The sequence below is a fragment of the Pseudomonas frederiksbergensis genome (genome assembly GCF_003732275.1).
In the GTDB taxonomy this organism is placed as follows: domain Bacteria; phylum Pseudomonadota; class Gammaproteobacteria; order Pseudomonadales; family Pseudomonadaceae; genus Aquipseudomonas; species Aquipseudomonas frederiksbergensis_H.
Genome location: NZ_MOBM01000012.1, coordinates 22,812 through 43,863, shown reverse-complemented (window position 1 = coordinate 43,863; position 21,052 = coordinate 22,812). Strand labels below are relative to the sequence as shown.

The following is a 21,052-nucleotide window of genomic DNA, read 5'->3' as shown; positions in this document are numbered from 1 at the left end:
GCGCTCTAGCTTGGCGACTAATTATTTGAAGACCTCATCCGTTCTCATTGGTGAATGGCTGCGGGCGCAAGCCCCGGCCAAACCAGCATTCCCAAGCCTTGCGCGGTCGGCGAAGACCGCGTCCTGCATGTCCATGAACGGGCGTGACATACGAAAACCGATTCCACTTGCAAGCCGAATTCAGGCAGGAAACCTCATGACCGACGCGTTCGAACTCCCTAGCACACTGGTCCAAGCCCTTCAGCGCCGCGCGGCCCTGACGCCGGACCGGGTGGCCTTGCGTTTTCTCGCCGAAACCCAGGATCAGGCTGTGGTGCTCAGTTATCGTGAGCTCGATCAACGGGCGCGAACCATCGCCGGTGCATTGCAGGCCGAGACGTCGTTCGGTGATCGCGCGGTGCTGCTGTTTCCCAGCGGCCCGGATTACGTCGCGGCGTTTTTTGGCTGTCTGTACGCAGGTGTAATTGCAGTGCCGGCCTATCCGCCTGAATCGACCCGTCGTCATCACCAGGAACGTCTGCTGTCGATCATTAGCGATGCCGAGCCGCGCTTGCTATTGACCAGCGCCGACCTGCGCGACGCGTTGCTGCAAATCAACGAGGCGCCGCCGCTGCTGTGTGTCGACACTCTCGATAGCGCCCTGGCCGAACGCTGGGTCGCCCCGGACTTGCACGGCGATCACATTGCCTTCCTGCAATACACCTCCGGCTCCACGGCGTTGCCTAAAGGTGTGCAAGTCAGCCACGGCAACCTGGTGGCCAACGAACTGCTGATTCGTCACGGATTCGGCATCGATTTGAACCCCGACGACGTGATCGTCAGCTGGCTGCCGCTGTACCACGACATGGGCCTGATCGGCGGCCTGTTGCAGCCGATTTTCAGCGGTGTGCCATGCGTGTTGATGTCGCCGGCGTACTTCCTCGGTCGGCCATTGCGCTGGCTGGAAGCGATCAGCGAATACGGCGGCACCATCAGCGGCGGGCCGGACTTCGCCTACCGACTGTGCAGCGACCGGGTCAGCGAATCGGCGCTGGAACGCCTCGACCTGAGTGGCTGGCGCGTGGCGTATTCCGGTTCCGAACCGATTCGCCTCGACACCCTGGAACGCTTCGCCGAGAAGTTCGCTGCGTGTGGCTTTACCTCGGACAGCTTCATGGCCTCTTACGGTCTGGCGGAAGCCACGCTGTTCGTTGCCGGCAGCCCGCGCGGCCAGGGCATTCCATCGTTGCACGTGGATGATCAAGCCCTGGCGCAGAACCGTGCCGAGCCGGGCGATGGCAGCCCGATCATGAGTTGCGGCATCGGCCAGCCGGATCACGCGGTGCTGATTGTCGATGCCGTATCGCTCGAAGAACTCGCCGACAACGTGGTCGGTGAAGTCTGGGCCACCGGGCCGAGCATCGCCCATGGCTACTGGCGCAACCCCGAAGCCACGGCCAAGACGTTCGTCCAGCACGCCGGACGCACCTGGCTGCGCACCGGCGACCTGGGCTTTTTGCGTGACGGTGAGCTGTTCATCACCGGGCGCCTGAAAGACATGCTGATCGTTCGCGGTCACAACCTCTATCCGCAGGACATCGAGCAGACCATCGAGCGTGAAGTGGAGGTGGTGCGCAAAGGTCGCGTGGCGGCATTCGCAGTCAACATCGAGGGTCAGGAGGGCATCGGCATCGCTGCGGAAATCAGCCGCAGCGTGCAGAAAATCCTGCCACCCGAGTCGTTGATCAAAGCCATCCGTCAAGCGGTGGCCGAGGCGTATCAGCAAGCACCGAGTGTGGTGGTATTGCTCCATCCGGGAGCGCTGCCGAAGACGTCCAGCGGCAAGTTGCAACGCTCCGCCTGCCGCAATCGCCTGGCCGATGGCAGCCTCGACAGCTATGCGCTATTCCCGTCGGCAGACATCGCAAACACGTCTGAAACCAACACCGGCTCAGAGCTGCAAACCCTGATCGGCCAGATCTGGTGTGAGCAATTGCAGGTCAAGCAGGTCAACGCCGACGATCACTTCTTCCTGCTCGGCGGCAACTCCATCGCCGCCACGCAAGTGGTCGCGCGCCTGCGTGAAGAGTTGGGGCTGGAGCTGAATCTGCGTTTGCTGTTCGAAGCGCCAACTCTCGGCGCATTCGCTGCCGCGGTCATCCGGCAACAACAGGATGGCGGTGTGGCCCAAGGTGCGATCATGTCCTTGGCGCGCAGCGAAGCCATGCCGCAATCCCTGGCGCAAAACCGTTTGTGGATCACCTGGCAACTCGACCCGCAGAGCAGCGCCTACAACATTCCCGGTGCCTTGCGCCTGCGCGGCGAACTGGATGAAGAGGCCTTGCGCGCCAGTTTCCAGCAACTGATCGAACGTCACGAATCCTTGCGCACACGGTTTTTCGAGCGTGATGGCGTAGCCCTGCAACAGGTCATTGCTGCCGGTGAATTCAGCCTGCAGGTGATCGACATCAGCGATCTGCCAGCTGCCGAGCGTGAAGCCCGCGCGCAGCAAATCCGCGAGGACGAAGCCCGTACCCGGTTCGATCTGGAAAAAGGCCCGCTGCTGTGGGTGACGCTGGTGCGCCTCGGCGATGAGGACCATCAACTGCTGGTGACCATGCACCACATCATCGCCGACGGCTGGTCGCTGAACGTGTTGATCGACGAATTTTCGTGCCTGTATGCGGCGGCCTCCCAAGGCCAGAGCGCCATCCTTCCAGCGTTGCTGACTCAATACGCCGACTACGGCAGTTGGCAGCGCCAGTGGTTGGCGCAAGGGGAGGGTGAGCGTCAACTCGCTTACTGGAAAGAGCAGTTGGGCGTTGATCACCCGACCCTGAACCTGGCCACCGATCATCCGCGTTCGGCGCAACACTTTCACAGCGCCGCCCGCCACACGCTGCGTTTGGACGCGAGCCTGAGCGATGCCATTCGCCAGACCGCCCAGGCTCATGACTCGACGCCGTTCATGCTGTTGCTCGCGGCATTCCAGAGCCTGCTGCATCGCTACAGCGGCCAACGCGACATCCGCATCGGCGTGCCAAATGCCAACCGTCCGCGTCTGGAAACCCAAGGGCTGATCGGCTTCTTCATCAATACCCAGGTGCTGCGTGCCGAGGTGGATTCGCGACTGCCGTTCGTTGAGTTGCTGGCGCAAACCCGTCAAGCCGCATTGGGTGCGCAAGCGCATCAGGATCTGCCGTTCGAACAACTGCTCGAAGCCTTCCCGCAGGCCCGCGAGCAGGGCTTGTTCCAGGTGATGTTCAACCATCAGCAACGGGATCTCACTGCGCTGCGTCGCTTGCCGGGACTGCTCGCCGAAGAGCTGCCGTGGCACAGTCGCGAAGCCAAGTTCGACTTGCAACTGCACAGCGAAGAAGACCGCAATGGTCGCCTGAGCCTGTCGTTCGACTACGCCAGCGAGTTGTTTGACGTGGCGACTATCGAGCGTCTTGCCGAGCATTTCGCCAATCTGCTGCGAGCTGTCTGCGAACAACCGACGACCGCCATCGGCGACCTGCAACTGTTGACCCCGGGCGAGCTCGATCAGCAATCCGTCTGGAGCGCCGCACCGTGTACACCCGCCAATCAATGGCTACCTGAGTTGCTCAACGAACAAGCGCGCCAGACTCCTGAGCGCACCGCGCTGCTGTGGGACGGCGGCAGCCTGGATTTCGCCGAACTGCACGCCCAGGCCAACCGCCTGGCGCATTACTTGCGGGACAAAGGCGTCGGCCCGGATGTGTGCGTGGCCATCGCCGCCGAGCGTTCGCCGCAGTTGCTGATCGGCTTGTTGGCGATCATCAAGGCCGGCGGCGCTTATGTGCCGTTGGACCCGGACTATCCGGCCGAGCGCCTGGCCTACATGCTCAGCGACAGTGGCGTCGAGCTGCTGCTGACCCAAACCGAATTGCTCGATCGCTTGCCGGCCACCGACGGCGTCAGCGTGATTGCCATGGACGCCCTGCATCTGGAGAACTGGCCGAGCCATGCGCCGGGCTTGCACCTGCACGGCGACAACCTGGCCTACGTGATTTATACCTCCGGTTCCACCGGTCAACCGAAGGGCGTTGGCAACACTCACGCGGCCCTCGCTGAACGCCTGCAATGGATGCAAGCCACCTACCGCCTGGACCAAACCGACGTGCTGATGCAAAAAGCGCCGATCAGTTTCGACGTGTCGGTATGGGAATGCTTCTGGCCGTTGATTACCGGGTGCCGTCTGTTACTCGCCGGCCCCGGCGAACACCGCGATCCGCATCGCATCGCGCAACTGGTCCAGCAATACGGTGTGACCACGCTGCACTTCGTACCGCCGATGCTGGCGTTGTTCATCGACGAACCGCTCAGCGCCGAATGCACCAGCCTGCGCCGACTGTTCTCCGGTGGTGAAGCGTTGCCCGCTGAACTGCGTAATCGCGTGCTGGAACACTTGCCGGCAGTGCAACTGCACAACCGCTATGGCCCGACCGAAACGGCGATCAACGTCACCCACTGGCACTGCACAACCGCCGATGGCGAGCGCTCGCCGATTGGCCGGCCATTGGGCAACGTGTTGTGCCGCGTGCTCGACAGCGATCTCAACCCGGTGCCGGCCGGTGTACCGGGTGAACTGTGCATCAGCGGTATCGGTTTGGCCCGAGGCTATCTGGGGCGCCCAAGTCTGACCGCCGAACGCTTTGTGGTCGATCCACTGGACGAGCAGGGCGCACGTCTGTACCGCACCGGCGACCGTGCTCGCTGGACCGCCGACGGCGTGATCGAGTACCTCGGTCGTCTCGATCAGCAAGTCAAACTGCGCGGTTTTCGTGTCGAGCCGGAAGAAATCGAAGCGCGTCTGTTGGCGCAGTCTGGCGTCGCCCAAGCGGTGGTACTGGTGCGCGAAACGGCGGCCGGCGGACAGTTGATCGGTTACTACACCGCCACTGAAACCAGCGAAACCATCGATGCTCAAACCACACGCCTGAAAAGCGCGCTGGCCGCTGAGCTGCCGGAATACATGGTCCCGGCGCAACTCATGCGTCTGGATGAAATGCCCCTGAGTCCGAGCGGAAAACTCGACCGTCGCGCCTTGCCGGAACCTCAGTGGCAGGTCCGTGAGCACGTCGAACCAGTCACTGCCCTTGAGCAACAAATCGCCGGCATCTGGCGTGAAGTGCTGGGCCAAGCGCAGATCGGCCTGCACGACGACTTCTTCGCCCTCGGTGGCCACTCGCTGTTGGCCACGCAAATCATTTCCCGCACCCGCCAGGCCTGCGACGTCGAGTTGCCATTGCGGGCGCTGTTCGAGGCCAGTGAGCTGGGCGCTTTTGCCGAGCAGGTTCGCTTGATCCAGGCCAGCGGCAAAACCAACAAACAGCCGCCGATCAAGAAGGTCGACCGCAGCCAACCGGTACCACTGTCCTATTCCCAGCAGCGCATGTGGTTCCTCTGGCAGATGGAACCGGACAGCCCGGCCTACAACGTCGGCGGCATGGCGCGGTTGCGCGGCGTGCTGGATGTCGGGCGTTTCGAAGCGGCGCTGCAAGCGCTGATCATGCGTCACGAAACTTTGCGTACGACGTTCCCGAGCGTCGACGGCGTGGCCCGGCAACAGGTTCATCCAGACACCCGCCTGCGCATGGACTGGAAGGATTTCACCACGCTGGATGCCGATGGGCGCGAATGGCAGGTCCAGCAACTGGCCGACGACGAAGCCCATAAGCCTTTCGATCTGGAAATCGGGCCGCTGCTGCGTGCGTGCCTGGTCAAGACCGCCGAGCAGGAGCACTACTTCGTCCTGACCTTGCACCATATCGTCACCGAAGGCTGGGCGATGGACATCTTCGCCCGGGAACTGAGCGCGTTCTATGAAGCGTTCGTCGATGACCGCGAATCACCGTTGCAACCACTGCCGGTGCAGTACCTGGATTACAGCGTGTGGCAGCGTCGGTGGCTGGAATCCGGAGAACGTCAGCGCCAACTCGATTACTGGACCGCGCAACTGGGCCGCGAACATCCGCTGCTGGAACTGCCGGCCGATCGCCCGCGTCCGCCGGTGCAAAGCCATCAGGGCGAACTGTTCCGTTTCGACCTGAGCGATGACCTCGCGGCGCGGGTTCGTGCCTTCAACGCCCAAAACGGTCTGACCCTGTTCATGACCATGACGGCCGCGCTGGCGGTGCTGCTTTATCGCTACAGTGGCCAGACCGATCTGCGCATCGGTGCGCCAGTGGCCAACCGCATTCGCCCGGAAAGCGAAGGGCTGATCGGCGCGTTCCTCAACACTCAAGTGCTGCGTTGCCAGCTCGACGGGCAGATGTCCGTCAGCGAGTTGTTCGAGCAGGTTCGCCACACCGTGATCGAAGGCCAGTCCCATCAGGACCTGCCATTCGATCATCTGGTGGAAGCCTTGCAACCAACCCGCAGTGCGGCTTACAACCCGCTGTTCCAGGTGATGTGCAATGTGCAGCGTTGGGAATTCCAGCAGAGTCGCACCCTGGCCGGGATGACCGTCGAGTACCTGGCCAACGATGCGCGAGCGACCAAGTTCGACCTCAACCTGGAAGTCACCGACCTCGACCATCGCCTGGGTTGCTGCCTGACTTACAGCACCGATTTGTTCGACGAGCCACGCATTGCGCGCATGGCCGGGCACTGGCGCAACCTGTTGGAAGCGTTGCTCGCCGATCCGCAACTACGCCTCAGCGAACTGCCGTTGCTGGAAGCCACTGAACAGCAAAACCTGCTCGACAGCCTTGGCATCGAGCCGGGCGAACATCGCCTCGATCAATGCATCCATCACCTGTTCAGCGAACAGGCGCTGGTGCGCAAGGACGCACCGGCCCTGACCTTCGCCGGGCAAACCTTGAGCTACGCCGAGCTCGACAACCGCGCCAATCGTCTGGCCTGGATGCTGCGCGAGCGCGGTGTCGGGCCGCAGGTTCGGGTCGGCCTTATGCTTGCGCGTTCGCTGGAGATGGTCGTCGGCCTGCTGGCGATTCTCAAGGCGGGCGGTGCCTATGTGCCGCTGGACCCGGAATACCCGCTGGACCGCTTGCACTACATGATCGAAGACAGCGGCATCAGTCTGCTGCTCAGTGATGCGGCGATGTTCGTGGCCCTCGGTGAACTGCCGGCCAGCGTCGGCCGCTGGTGCCTGGAAGAAGACGCTGCTGCACTGGCCAACTACCCGGCCAACGAACTGCCGTTTATCAGCCTGCCGCAACATCATGCGTACCTGATTTACACCTCCGGCTCCACCGGTAAACCGAAAGGCGTGGTGGTGTCCCACGGTGAAATCGCCATGCATTGCCGCGCGGTGATCGAACGTTTCGCCATGCGACCCGACGACTGTGAGTTGCACTTCTATTCGATCAACTTCGATGCCGCGACCGAACGTCTGCTGGTGCCGCTGTTGAGCGGCGCGCAGGTTGTGCTGCGTGCGCAAGGCCAGTGGGACGCGCAAGAAATCTGCGGGCTGATTCGTCGGCACAACATCAACATTCTAGGTTTCACCCCAAGCTACGGCAGCCAATTGGCGCAATGGCTGGCAACCCAGGGTGAAACCCTGCCGGTGCGCATGTGCATCACCGGCGGCGAGGCGCTGACCGGCGAACACTTGCAACGGATTCGCGCGGCATTCAAACCGAGCCTGTTTTTCAACGCCTACGGCCCGACCGAAACCGTAGTCATGCCGCTCGCCAGTCTGGCACCCGAGCAACTGGAAGAAGGGCTGGGCAGTGTGCCGATCGGCAGCGTGATCGGTGCTCGCGTCGCTTACATCCTCGACGCCGATCTGGCGTTGGTGCCGCAAGGGGCGACGGGCGAGTTGTATGTCGGCGGTGCCGGTCTGGCGCAGGGGTATCACCAGCGCCCGGGCATGACCGCCGAACGGTTTGTCGCTGATCCTTTTGCAGTGAACGGCGGACGTCTGTACCGAACCGGCGACCTTGTCCGTCAGCGCGCCGATGGTCTGGTCGAGTACCTCGGCCGAATCGATCATCAAGTGAAGATCCGTGGTTTCCGCATTGAACTGGGCGAGATCGAAACCCGTTTGCTGGAACACGAATCCGTGCGTGAAGCGGTGGTGCTGGCCTTCGATGCACCGAGCGGCAAGCAGTTGGTCGGCTATCTGGTCACCAGCGTCGCCGAACAGGATGAAGCGCAACAAACTACATTGCGCGAAGCGTTGAAGGCGCACCTCAAATCGCAGTTGCCGGATTACATGGTGCCGACGTACTTGATCCTGCTGGCCAGCATGCCGCTGACCGCCAACGGCAAGCTCGACCGCCGCGCGCTGCCGGCGCCGGACCCGGAGTTGAATCGTCAGCAGTACGTGGCGCCGAGCAACGAACTTGAGCTGACCCTGGCCGGCATCTGTTGTGAAGTGCTGAACGTCCAGCAGGTTGGCCTCAACGACAACTTCTTCGAACTGGGCGGCGATTCGATTCTGTCGATCCAGGTGGTCAGCCGTGCGCGGCAGCAGGGCATCCATTTCAGCCCACGGGACCTGTTCCAGCACCAGACCGTGCAGACCCTGGCCGCCGTCGCGACCCGCACCGAGCAGGTCACGGCCGAGCAAGGTTTGCTGAGCGGTGAATCGCGTTTGACGCCGATTCAGCACTGGTTCTTCGACACTGCAATCGCGCAGCGTCAACACTGGAACCAGGCGTTGCTGCTGGAACCAACAGTGGCGCTGGAGCCGCATCGTCTGGAGCAAGCGCTGCTGGCGGTGATCGAACAGCACGACGCCTTGCGCCTGCGCTTTACCGAAGTCGCCGGCCATTGGCAGGCCGAGCACCAGGCGGTTTCCGCCGCCGCCGTGCTGTGGCAGGTACATGTGCCAGCCATGGACAAATGCGTGGCGCTGTTCGCCGATGCCCAACGCAGCCTCGACCTTGAGCAAGGGCCGCTGATGCGGGCGCTGCTGGTGGATGATTCTGAGGGGCAACAACGGCTGTTTATCGCCATTCACCACTTGGTGGTGGACGGGGTGTCGTGGCGGGTGCTGCTGGACGATCTGCAAACGGTTTATCGTCAACTCGAGTCCCTGCAGTCGGTAAAACTGCCGGCGAAAACCAGCGGCTTCAAGGACTGGGCCGCACGGTTGCAGGCTTACGCCGGCAGCGAATCCCTGCGTGAAGAATTGAGCTGGTGGCAGACGCAACTGGCCGGCCCAAGCGCTGAATTGCCCTGTGATCGTCCGCAGGGTGGTCAGCAAAATCGTCACGCGCAAACCGTCAGCGTGCGCCTCGACAGCGAGCGCACCCGCCAACTGCTGCAACAGGCGCCGACAGCCTATCGCACTCAGGTCAATGACCTGCTGTTGACCGCATTGGCCCGTGTGGTGTGCCGCTGGAGCGGTCATGAGTCGGCGTTGATTCAACTCGAAGGCCACGGTCGCGAAACCCTGTTCGACGAGATCGACCTGACCCGCACCGTGGGCTGGTTCACCAGCGCCTATCCGCTGCGCCTCACACCCATGAGTGAACAGAGTGCCTCGATCAAGGCGATCAAGGAGCAGCTGCGCGCGGTGCCGCACAAAGGCTTGGGTTATGGCGTGCTGCGTTACCTGGCCGACGGTGTGTGCCGTCAGACCATGGCGGCGTTGCCGGTGGCGCCGATCACCTTCAACTACCTGGGACAGTTCGATCAGAGTTTCGGCAGCGATGCGCTGTTCCGTCCGCTCGATGAACCGGTGGGCGCGGCCCATGATCCACATGCGCCGCTGCCCAACGAGCTGAGCGTCGACAGTCAGGTGTATGGCGGTGAGTTGGTGCTGCGCTGGACCTTCAGCGCCGAACGTCACGATCTGCAAACCATCACTGAACTGGCAGAGGCGTATCTGGGCGAATTGCAAAGCCTGATCCAGCATTGCCTGAGCGACAACGCGGGCGGGCTGACGCCGTCGGACTTCCCGCTGGCCAGACTGACTCAGCCGCAACTCGATGCGCTGCCAGTGCCTGCGGCGATGATTGAAGATGTCTACCCGCTGACCCCGATGCAGGAAGGCATGCTGCTGCACACCTTGCTCGAACCGGGCACCGGCCTCTATTACATGCAGGATCGCTACCGCATCAACAGCGAGCTCGACCCGCAACGTTTCGCTCAGGCCTGGCAAGCGGTGATCGCCCGTCACGAAGCCTTGCGCGCATCGTTCTGCTGGAACGTCGGCGAAGACATGCTGCAAGTGATCCACAAACCGGGCAGCACGCCGATCGAATATCTGGACTGGAGCGCGGTTGCCGAAACCGAGCAAGAGCCGAAGTTGCAGGCGCTGCTGAAAAGCGAGCGTGAGGCCGGGTTCGATTTGCTCAATCAGGCACCGTTCCACCTGCGCTTGATCCGCGTGGGCGCGGCGCGTTACTGGTTCATGATGAGTAACCACCACATCCTCATCGATGCCTGGTGCCGTTCGCTGCTGATGAACGATTTCTTCGAGATCTACACCGTCCTCGGCGAAGGCCGCGAAGCGCAACTGGCTGTGCCGCCGCGTTATCGCGATTACATCGGCTGGCTGCAACGCCAGAGCCTGGCCGAAGCGCGGCAGTGGTGGCAGCAGAACCTGCGAGGTTTCGAGCGCACCACGCCGATTCCGAGCGATCGACCGTTCCTGCGTGAACATGCCGGCGACAGCGGCGGCATGATTGTCGGTGACTGCTACACCCGGCTCGATGCCCGGGATGGCGTACAACTGCGCGAACTGGCCCAGGCCCATCAGCTGACCATCAACACCTTCGCCCAAGCGGCGTGGGCGCTGGTGCTGCGTCGCTTGAGCGGTGATCGCGACGTGCTGTTCGGCGTCACGGTGGCCGGGCGGCCGGTGGAGATGCCGGAGATGCAACGCACAGTCGGGCTGTTCATCAACAGCATCGCCCTGCGAGTGAAAATGCCCGAGGACGATCAGCGTTGCAGTGTTCGGCAGTGGCTCAGCAGTTTGCTCGACAGCAACATGCAACTGCGCGAGTACGAATACCTGCCGCTGGTGAGCATCCAGGAAAACAGCGAACTGCCTAAAGGCCAGCCGCTGTTCGACAGCCTGTTCGTGTTCGAAAACGCGCCGGTGGAAGTCTCGGTGCTGGATCGTGCGCAGAGCCTCAACGCCACCTCGGATTCGGGCCGCACCCACACCAACTTCCCGTTGACGGCGGTGTGTTATCCGGGCGATGACCTGGGCTTGCACCTGTCTTACGACCAGCGTTATTTCGACGAATCCACGGTCGAGCGCATGCTTGGTGAATTCAAGCGCCTGCTGCTGGCGCTGGTCGAAGGCTTCCATGGCGACATGGCGGATCTGCCGCTGCTGGGCAATGAAGAGCAGGACTTCCTGATCCATGGCTGCAACCAGAGCGAACACGACTACCCGCTGGAGCAGAGCTATGTCTCATTGTTCGAAGCGCAGGTCGCCGAGCATCCGCAGCGAATTGCTGCCAGTTGTCTGGATCAGCAGCACAGCTATGTTGAGCTGAACCAGCGCAGCAACCGTCTCGGTCATGCGCTGATTGCGGCCGGCGTCGGCCTGGATCAACCGGTGGCGCTGCTCGCCGAACGTAACCTCGATCTGTTGGGCATGATCATTGGCAGCTTCAAGGCCGGTGCCGGTTACCTGCCGCTGGACCCGGGCCTGCCGAGTCAGCGTCTGAGCCGGATCATCGACCTGAGTCGTACGCCGTTGCTGGTCTGCACCCAGGCGTGTCGTGAACAAGCCCTCGCGCTGCTGGAAGAGTTCGGTTGTGCCAACCGGCCTCGATTGCTGGTTTGGGAAGAGGTGCAGGCGAGCGCTGTTTCGGTGGCCAATCCGGGCATTTATAGCGGCCCGGACAGCCTCGCCTATGTGATCTACACCTCGGGTTCCACCGGCTTGCCGAAGGGCGTGATGGTCGAGCAGCGCGGCATGCTCAATAACCAGTTGAGCAAGGCGCCGTACCTGAAATTGAGCGAGGCTGATGTGATCGCTCAGACCGCTTCGCAAAGCTTCGATATTTCGGTCTGGCAGTTCCTCGCGGCGCCATTGTTCGGCGCTCGGGTCGACATTGTGCCGAACAGCATCGCCCACGATCCGCAAGGCTTGTTGGCCCATGTTCAGAGCCAGGGCATTACCGTGCTGGAAAGCGTGCCGTCGCTGATTCAGGGCATGCTCGCCCAGGACCGCATGAGCCTCGATGGCCTGCGCTGGATGCTGCCGACCGGTGAAGCGATGCCGCCGGAGCTGGCGCATCAATGGTTGTTGCGTTACCCGGAGATTGGTTTGGTGAACGCCTATGGCCCGGCGGAATGCTCGGACGATGTGGCGTTCTTCCGCGTCGACCTGGCTTCGACGCGCGGCAGTTATCTGCCGATTGGCACGCCGACCGACAACAACTGTTTGTACTTGCTCGATGGCGCGCTGGAACTGGTGCCGTTGGGAGCGGTGGGTGAGTTGTGCGTGGCCGGCACCGGCGTGGGTCGTGGTTATGTGAGCGATCCGTTGCGCACTGCGCAGGTGTTTGTGCCGAACCCGTTCGGTGCGTCGGGGGATCGCTTGTATCGCACCGGCGACCTGGCCCGACGTCGCAGTGACGGCGTGCTGGAATACGTTGGGCGTATCGATCATCAAGTGAAAATTCGCGGTTACCGTATCGAACTGGGAGAAATCGAGGCCCGTCTGCACGAACAGCCGGAAGTTCGCGATGCAGCGGTGGGTGTGCAGGAGGGCGTCAACGGCAAGCATTTGGTCGGCTATCTGGTTGCAGCGGATTCGGTGCTGAATCCGAACGAACGGCTGGAGCGTATCAAGCAACGTCTGCGCGCCGAATTGCCGGAATACATGGTGCCGCTGCACTGGTTGTGGCTCGACAAGCTGCCGCTCAACGCCAACGGCAAACTCGATCGCAAGGCCTTGCCGGTGCTGGAAATCGGCCAGTTGCAGAGCCAGGACTATCAGGCGCCACGCAATGAGCTGGAACAGACCCTGGCGGATATTTGGGCCGAGGTGTTGAAGGTCGAGAAGGTCGGCGTGCGTGACAACTTCTTCGAACTCGGCGGGCATTCGTTGCTGGCCACACAGATCGCCTCGCGGGTGCAAAAAGCCCTGCAACGCAACGTGCCGCTGCGGGCGATGTTCGAGTGCAGCACGGTGGCGGAGCTGGCCGAGTACATTGATGGGTTGGCGGCGAGCGACATTACCGGGGAGAAGGTGGATCGGTTGAATGACCTGATGGCGGAGTTGGAGGGGCTTTAAAGTCAAAAGATCGCAGCCTGCGGCAGCTCCTGCAGGTGTCCGCCGAGCCCATGCAGGCGCTGGCGAAGCCTGCGATCTTTTGATCTTCAATCCGGTTGACTGCCGGTCCCATGCGGCTCAGTCTTCCTGTGCTTTTTTAATGGATCCGATTTCCCCAGGGAGACAGTCGATGCCCTTCGTAACGGTTGATGGACAAGCGCTTCACTACACAGATCAAGGCACAGGCCCTGCGGTTCTGCTGGCCGGCAGTTACCTGTGGGACCAAGCCATGTGGGCGCCACAGATTGCGGCGCTGTCGCAGCATTATCGGGTCATCGCCCTGGACCTGTGGGGCCATGGCGAGTCCGGGCGGATGCCCGAGTGCATGACGTCGCTGGATGACGTGGCGCGCCAGGCACTGGCATTACTCGATCATCTGGACGTCGATCGTGTCACGCTGGTCGGTCTTTCGGTCGGTGCCATGTGGGGTGTTCGACTGGCGCTGTCAGCGCCGCAACGGCTCAACGGCCTGGTGCTGATGGACACCTATGTCGGCGTCGAACCTGAACCGACTCGCCAATACTATTTCTCGCTGTTCAAGCAGATCGAAGACAGCGGTGTGATCTCGCCGCAGTTGCTCGACATTATTGTGCCGATCTTCTTCCGTCCGGGCATCGATCCGCAATCGGCGCTGTATCAGGATTTCCGCGCAAAATTGGCTGCGCTGCCAGCTGACCGCCTGCGTCAAAGCATCGTGCCGATGGGGCGGATTACCTTTGGTCGTGATGATTTGCTGCCGCGTCTGGGTGAACTGAACCCTGAAACCACGCTGTTGATGTGCGGCGATCAGGACAAACCGCGACCGCCGTCGGAAACCGAAGAAATGGCCGAGTTGATTGGTTGCCCGTATGTGCTGGTGCCGGAGGCGGGGCATATCTCCAATCTGGAGAACCCGCAGTTTGTCACGGATGCGCTGTTGAAATTTCTAGGCGTGAGGAATTAGCCGATTTTGATGGCCTCATCGCGAGCAGGCTCGCTCCCACAGGTGATCGCATATCCCTGTGGGAGCGAGCCTGCTCGCGATGGGGGCGGTGGGATTACTTGGGTCCCAGAATCTTCACCAACTTGTCTGGCGTCGGCGCGCCTTGCTGCTGTTGCAGCTGGCCCTTGTCATCCATATAGAAAATCGCCGGGGTGGCAGCCAGTTCCAGGTCTTCCATCAACTGCATGTTCGCCGCGAATTTCGCCTGAATGGCCGGCGGCACGTCTTTCAACGCTTTGAGCGAGCTGTCCTTGCCGGATTTCTCGTGCTCTTCCAACGCTTTCTGCGGGTCCTTGGCGGCCAGCAGCGCGGCGGATTTGCCCGGGCTGTCTTCGCGAATGATGCCGACCATGATGTGCCGCAATTGCACTTTGCCAGCCTTGACCCACGGCCGCGCCTGTTCCCAGAACATGTTGCAGTACGGGCAATTCGGGTCGCTGAACAGATAGACGATTCGCGGTGCGTCCTTGTTGCCGTCACCGATCCAGTTGCTCGCTTCCATCTTGCCCCAGACTTCCTTGGCCATCGGTGCGTAGACCAGTTTCTGCAACGGCGCGCTGCTCAGGTCATTGCCTTGGGCATCGTACAAATTACCCAGCAGTACATGTTTGCCGTCCGGGGTCAGGTACAACGCCATACCACGGTTCTGGTACTGCGCTGCATAACCGCGCAGGCCGTCGGGCGCGTCGAAAGTGCCGACAATTTTGGCGCCCTTGGCTTCGATCTTCTTGATCGCTTCAGGCAATTCTTCGGCCTGTACCGACGGCAAGTGCAGCAGGGCGGCACCCAGGGTCAACGTCAGCAGGTGGCGGAGGCGGAGCATGGCAATTTCCTTGAGGGCATGGCCGAGGTGGCCGGGTTCGGGGTGTCGAAGTTTTCCAGGGCGCGGGCCAGGCTGGCTTCAGAGAGTTCGCCCAGGTGGCTGCCCAGCAGGTGCCCGTCGGGGCTATAGAACAGCGTAGTCGGCAATGCCATGGAGCCCACGGCCTGACCCAATCGACCGCTGCCATCGAACAGCACGTTAGTCAGGCTCAGGCCCTGGGTTTCGAGAAAGGTGCTGACGCTCTGCATGCTTTCGGCTTGATTGACGAACAGAAAGGTCAGGTCCGGACGCTGTTGCTGGGCGTTTTCCAGCACCGGCATTTCCCGGCGGCACGGCGGGCACCAGGTGGCCCAAAGATTGATGACCAGCGGACCGCCCTGGTAGTCGCTGAGCTGCACGGTCTGGCCGGCGGCGTTGCGCAGGGTGATCTGGGGCAAACGCGTGCCTTGTTCGTAAATACTCAGGGAGAACGTCGCCAGCAACCAGAATGCCAGACCACTGACCACGCCAAAGCCCAACGGTCGGCGCAGGCCCGGGCGACGCCAGCCTAGATACAAGGTGGCGAGCAACAGCACGACCACCCCGGGCCAGGCGAGAAAACCACCGTCACGCAGGTCGATTATCTGCCATGGATCGTGGCGATACTGCGCCCAGTAGGCGATCACGAAACCGACCCGGGCCGCCAGCATGCCCAGCAGGAACAGGCTGAATAGCACCGACTCCGGGTTCTCGCCACCACGCTTGGCCACCCGCCAGCCGACAAAGGTCGCCAGCGCCAAGGCACTGATCAGCAGCAGGTGATTAAGCGCGATGGCAAAGGTGCCGAGGGTAAAAGTCAGCATTAACGAGCGTCTCGGGTGGTGGTCCAGCGTTGCAGGAAGGTGCCGGCATCGACCTCACCGGTGATGCGCTGGCTGCGACGCTCTTCACCTTCAGGGCCGATCCACAGCAGGCTTGGCGGCCCCGGCACTTTATAGCGGCCGAGCAGTTCGCGGCTGGCGGCATTGTCGGCGGTGACGTCCAGCCGTAGCAAGCGCACATCGCTGAGCGCTTCCAGGACCAGCGGTTTGCCGAAGACCTGTTTTTCCATGACTTTGCACGACACACACCAGTCGGCGTAATAATCCAGCAGTACCCACTGACCCTCAGCCTTGGCCGCGTCGAGTTCGCGTTGCAGCACGGCGGGCTCCTTGATCGTAGTGAAGGCATCATGAGCGCTTGGCGCGGCAGCGCCGGCACGGTCGGCGCTGTACACCTGCAACGGCTGATACGGATCGTCACTGCCGCCCGCCGCACCCACCACCAGCAGGCTGCCCCACAGTCCCAACAAGAGCGAGCTGGCGCCAAACAACTGTGCGACGCGGCCAAAACCTTCGGACTGTTTCCAGGCGCTGTAAGCCGCAATCAACAGCAAGGCACCGCACAAACCCAGCCACAGCGATTCATCCAGCACCGGGCGCAGCATCAGCAGCGCGGTGGCGAGGAACAGGAAACCGAACACAGCCTTGAGCAGGTTCATCCACGCACCGGGTTTGGGCAGGAAACGATTGCCGACAGTCACCAGCAACAACAGCGGCATACCAATGCCGATACCCAAGGCGAACAGAATCAGCCCGCCGTGCAGCGCATTGCCGCTCTGGGCGATATAGAGCAGGGCACCCGCCAATGGGGCGGTCATGCACGGACCTACCAACAGGCCGGACAAAGCCCCGAGTACACCGGCACCGATCAGGCTGCCACCGCGCTGATTACGCGAAACATGTTCCAGCCGATCTCGCACGGCCACCGGCAATTGAAGCTCGAAGAAACCGAACATCGGCAAGGCCAGCAGCACGAACACCGCCGCAAAGCTGCCCAACAGCCATGGATTTTGCAGCAGCGCCTGAAGGTTCGCCCCAAGCAGCGCAGCCAGAACGCCCATCGCCGCATACACCAGCGCCATGCTGATCACGTAACTGCCGGCCAGGGCAAAACCGCGTTTGGGCGTGGCGCCGCTGCCAACGATCAACCCGGCCAGAATCGGCAGCATCGGCAACGAACAAGGCGTGAACGCCAACAGCAGCCCCAAGCCGAAGAACACCAGCAGGCTCCAGCCCAACGCCCGTTGCTGAAGGCCGCTGGCCAGGGCCTGGTCGGGCGCTTCTTCATTAAACGCGGTAAGGACGTTACTTGCGCCAAGGTCGACCACTTGAGTCTGCGGCGGATAACACAAACCGGCATCGGCGCAGCCCTGGAAGCCTACTTTGATTTGACCAGTGGCTCCGGCCGGAATCTTCAGCTCCAGGCCCTGGCGATAGACCTGCTGTTCGCCGAAGAACTCGTCGCTATGGGATTCGCCCTCGGGCAGAACCGGCACTTGCTCCGGGGCCAGCCCGTCGAATTTCAGGCGTTTCTGATACAGGTAATAATTGTCGGAAATTTGCCAATAGAGCTGGGTTTCCCCGGATTCAAGGCGTTCGGAGGTGAAGATGAACGCTTTTTCCACCGGGAGAAAATCGGGTTTGGTTTCGAACGGATTCGTTCCTGCCTGGGCCACACCCGAGATCAACAGAACAAAGAATAAAAACAATCGACGCATGGGTAAGCCTTGCCCCTGTGTAAGTGGGATGCACAGTGGCGGGCGGCGATTAACCGATGATTAACCGCGTCCATGGGGACTTGCCCTGACAGAAGCAGAGGGGGTGTATGCACTGTCGAGAAGGGCGAGGTGCGATGCCGGGGCGCCGCACCTCGGTGAATTTTCAGTCTCCCATCAGTCCTGGCCAGGAGGTGTCATTGACCTTTATCGGGCCGGTCTCTGCCCTGTTATTTTTCAGGTCGTATCTTATGTATTCATTGTTGGTCAAGAAAATATAATAGTAAGTGTCAATAAGAGGGGCGTCGTTTTGCACCGCTGTTATGATTCGGTTTTTATAGCGGTATAATCCAGGCCAGGAGCTTGATGTTATGGGGCTGTAAGTGGTTTTCTTTGTTTCGTAATTGAAAGTAATGTAGTAGCCATCGTTTGTCAGGGATTTGAATACGGAATTTAATCCAGCAGTTTCCCACCACGTGCCGGCAACGATGCGATCAAAGTAGGGAAGTAGTGAACGCCATAATGAATTTTCAACACGATCGTTTCCCGTCACCTTGTCAAGGTCCTGATCATACTTACAGACCATTGGAGTATCGCCAACATAATAGAATAGCCATAAGATGTCGTCCCCCTCGCCCCAGGAACCGCCCAGTGCACTGGAGGTAAATCCAAAACGCAGGTTCTTGGCGTAAGCGTGAAAGCCTCCCCAGTTATGGGCGGTAATATCGGCAGGGTATCCCTCTTCAACCTTGTTTTCATCGAGATCAAATCGGGAATATTGATTGGTGTCCTTGAAGAAGAAGTAAATTTTATCTTTTCCTGCTCGCCAATCGACGGCAACAAAGTTCTTGAATGTTGGCATGATCTGATTCCTTTCAGTCAGGTGTGTTCAATAATTGAATGGCTGTTTCGAAGTGGTTGGTTAGTTGGGTTGATAGCGGATTTGGATTATCGCGATGTAATGCTGTTTTGTACGATTTTCATAGGATGTTTGTTTCGGTTTGAAACTGTGGTGTTTACGCCAGTTAAGCGAATACTTAAAGGACGCGGCGATTATCAAATACTCATCTGATACGCTGGTGCGATAGCTGAGTGCAAGGCCCTGCTTCTCGTCGGTGATTGGCCTTGCCATAATTGCGGCTTAATCCTTCTCTGTTTGACTCGTCTTTTTATGCTCACGGAGCCCCCATGCACGTACTGGTTTGTGAAGACGATGAGTTGATCGCTAGCGGCATCGTTGCCGGGTTGACCGCTCAAGGCCTGACCGTCGAGCACGTCGCCACCGCCTCTAAGGCTCGGGCGATGCTCAAGGTCGCCGAATTTGACGTGATGGTGCTGGACCTGGGCCTGCCCGATGAAGACGGTCTGAAGCTGTTGCAGCAATTGCGTCACCAAGGCCTGGAAATCCCGGTGCTGATCCTCACCGCGCGGGATTCGGTCACCGATCGGGTCGACGGCCTGCAAGCCGGTGCCGACGACTACTTGCTCAAACCGTTCGACCTGCGCGAACTTGCCGCGCGCCTGCACACCTTGTTGCGACGAGTGGCGGGGCGCAGCGTCAATCTGATCGAGCACGGTCGTTTGACCTACGACCCGAGCAGCCGCGAAACCCTGCTCGGCGGCCAATCGGTGGATTTGTCGCGCCGCGAGCAATCGCTGTTGCAAGCCTTGCTACATAACCGTGGCCGGGTGCTGTCCACCGAGCAACTGAAGGACAGCGTCTACGGTTTTAACGACGAACTGGAAAGCAACGCCCTTAACGTCCATATCCATCACCTGCGGCGTAAACTCGGCAACGGCATCGTCGAAACCGTGCGCGGCCTGGGCTATCGCCTGGGGCCGGCCGATGGCGGAGAACAATCGAAGTGATGAGCCTGCGTTTGCGGCTGAGCCTGACCCTCGGCGCCGCGTTTGCGCTGATCTGGGCCCTGGCCGCCGCCTGGATGCTCAGTGATCTGCGCAACCAGATGATGTTTTCCCTCGACCAGCGGCTGGTGGCATCGGCGCGGATGGTGGCCGGGCTGCTGGAGCAACTGCCGGCGTTGCCGAGCAAGGGCGAAGGCACTCATTTCAGTGCAGAGCAGCTAAGTATTCCTGGCGGCATGGCCTGCCAGGTCAGCTCGTTGCGCGGTGAAATCCTGGCCCGCAGTCATAGTCATCCCGAACAAACGCTGGAAGCCGAGAAAATGGGCTTTCACGATCAAATGATCGACGGCGCACCGTGGCGCAGCTTCACCCTGGCGCGCGGTGATGTGCGCATTACCACTGCCGACCGCCAGATCGAGCGCGAAGCACTGAACATGTCCATTCTGCTGGCGGCCTCGGTGCCGGTCGGCGTGGCGCTGCTGGGTTGCCTGTGCCTGTTGTGGCTCGGCATCGGTCAGGGGCTGGCACCGCTCAATCGTATGCGCGATGCGTTGATGCGGCGCAGTGCCGATTCTCTGGAACCGTTGCAAATCCAGCCATTGCCCAGCGAGCTGCAACCGCTGCTGGAAACCCAGAATCAGTTGTTCCTGCGCATCGGCAAGACCATCGAGCGCGAACGGCGCCTGACTGGTGATGCCGCGCACGAGTTGCGCAGCCCGCTGACCGCCATCAAAACCCACCTGCAAGTGGCGCGCATGACCGAAGGCAGTGCCCGGGATCAGTCCTTGGCGCGGGCTGAAGAGGGCGCCGACCGGCTGCACCGCACGCTTGAACAATTGCTGCTGCTGGCGCGCGTCGAGGGCAGTCTGTCGTTCGATGATGGCGTGCAATGCAGCGCCGAGCAGGTGGCGAAACTGGCGATTCAGGATGCAGCCAGTGGTGATCGTCAGCGGATCAAGTTTCAGATGCCGGCCAAATCCTCCGATGCGCCGCTGCAAATGCCCGCGGTGCTGTCGATTGCTGCGTTGCGCAATTTGCTCGACAACGCCCTGCGCCATACCCTGGGCGATGGGGCAGTGGAGCTGAGCCTGGAAACCACCGACAATCGCGTGCGTTTTTTGGTCCGCGACCACGGCCCGGGGATTGCCGAAGACGACCTGCAACACCTGACCCAACGCTTCTGGCGCAACGGCCAGAGCACCGGTTGCGGCCTTGGACTGGCGATTGTCCAGGCCATCGTCCAGCGCTGCGGCTGCACTCTGCATTTCGACAGCCGCCCGGATGGTTTGCGGGTTGAGTTGACGATGCCTTTGCAACCGGTGTGATGGTTTTTGGCGCGGGCTGTTAGTCACATCATTGTGGAATGTGTTGCCGCAATCGCGAGCAGGCTCGCTCCCACATTTGGTCGGGGTAGCCACAGGTTCTGTGATCAACACAAAACCACTGTGGGAGCGAGCCTGCTCGCGATAGTGGCGACTCGGTTTCCCAGATAAACCAAGACAGTTGCTCCCACATTTGTTCTGTGTTGCACACCAAATGTAACGTCTCTCCATTAGCCACCCAGCCTCCCACAGCGTTATCGTCCCC

Annotated in this window: 8 protein-coding genes; 4 read left to right on the top strand and 4 right to left on the bottom strand. The window is 61.0% G+C overall.

Going from position 1 to position 21,052, the window contains the following annotated elements:
* The first annotated feature begins 196 nt into the window (after window positions 1-196).
* Both BK662_RS08170 and BK662_RS08165 read left to right on the top strand, forming a co-directional pair.
* The gene (locus tag BK662_RS08170) at window positions 197-13,180 is read left to right on the top strand and encodes a non-ribosomal peptide synthetase (protein ID WP_123357656.1); all 12,984 of its coding nucleotides are present in this window, start codon (window positions 197-199) and stop codon (window positions 13,178-13,180) included.
* A 169-nt stretch (window positions 13,181-13,349) separates the two neighbouring features.
* Entirely contained in the window at window positions 13,350-14,162 is an 813-nt protein-coding gene (locus tag BK662_RS08165) for an alpha/beta fold hydrolase (RefSeq protein ID WP_123357655.1), read from the top strand.
* 94 nt (window positions 14,163-14,256) lie between these two features.
* Here the strand turns inward: BK662_RS08165 and dsbG are convergent, their stop codons facing one another.
* The 4 genes from dsbG to BK662_RS08145 form a co-directional block, all read right to left on the bottom strand.
* Window positions 14,257-15,024 (bottom strand): thiol:disulfide interchange protein DsbG, encoded by a 768-nt coding sequence (dsbG, locus tag BK662_RS08160; RefSeq protein ID WP_123357654.1) that lies wholly within the window; start codon window positions 15,022-15,024, stop codon window positions 14,257-14,259.
* Window positions 15,000-15,866 (bottom strand): TlpA disulfide reductase family protein, encoded by an 867-nt coding sequence (locus BK662_RS08155; RefSeq protein ID WP_123357653.1) that lies wholly within the window; start codon window positions 15,864-15,866, stop codon window positions 15,000-15,002. The genes dsbG and BK662_RS08155 overlap by 25 nt, the downstream gene beginning before the upstream one ends.
* Window positions 15,866-17,602, bottom strand: coding sequence for a protein-disulfide reductase DsbD (gene dsbD / locus BK662_RS08150; protein WP_123357652.1), 1,737 nt, complete (start codon window positions 17,600-17,602; stop codon window positions 15,866-15,868). The genes BK662_RS08155 and dsbD overlap by 1 nt, the downstream gene beginning before the upstream one ends.
* Window positions 17,603-17,765: 163 nt before the next feature.
* Window positions 17,766-18,461, bottom strand: a complete 696-nt coding sequence (locus tag BK662_RS08145) for a hypothetical protein (RefSeq protein ID WP_123357651.1) — start codon at window positions 18,459-18,461, stop codon at window positions 17,766-17,768.
* Window positions 18,462-18,787: 326 nt separating this feature from the next.
* Between BK662_RS08145 and BK662_RS08135 the strand changes: the two genes are divergently transcribed.
* Window positions 18,788-19,468, top strand: coding sequence for a response regulator (locus tag BK662_RS08135; RefSeq protein ID WP_123357649.1), 681 nt, complete (start codon window positions 18,788-18,790; stop codon window positions 19,466-19,468).
* Complete coding sequence (locus tag BK662_RS08130; protein WP_123357648.1) at window positions 19,465-20,790, top strand: ATP-binding protein; 1,326 nt, start codon at window positions 19,465-19,467, stop codon at window positions 20,788-20,790. Before BK662_RS08135 ends, BK662_RS08130 begins: the two co-directional genes overlap by 4 nt.
* Window positions 20,791-21,052 lie beyond the last annotated feature (262 nt).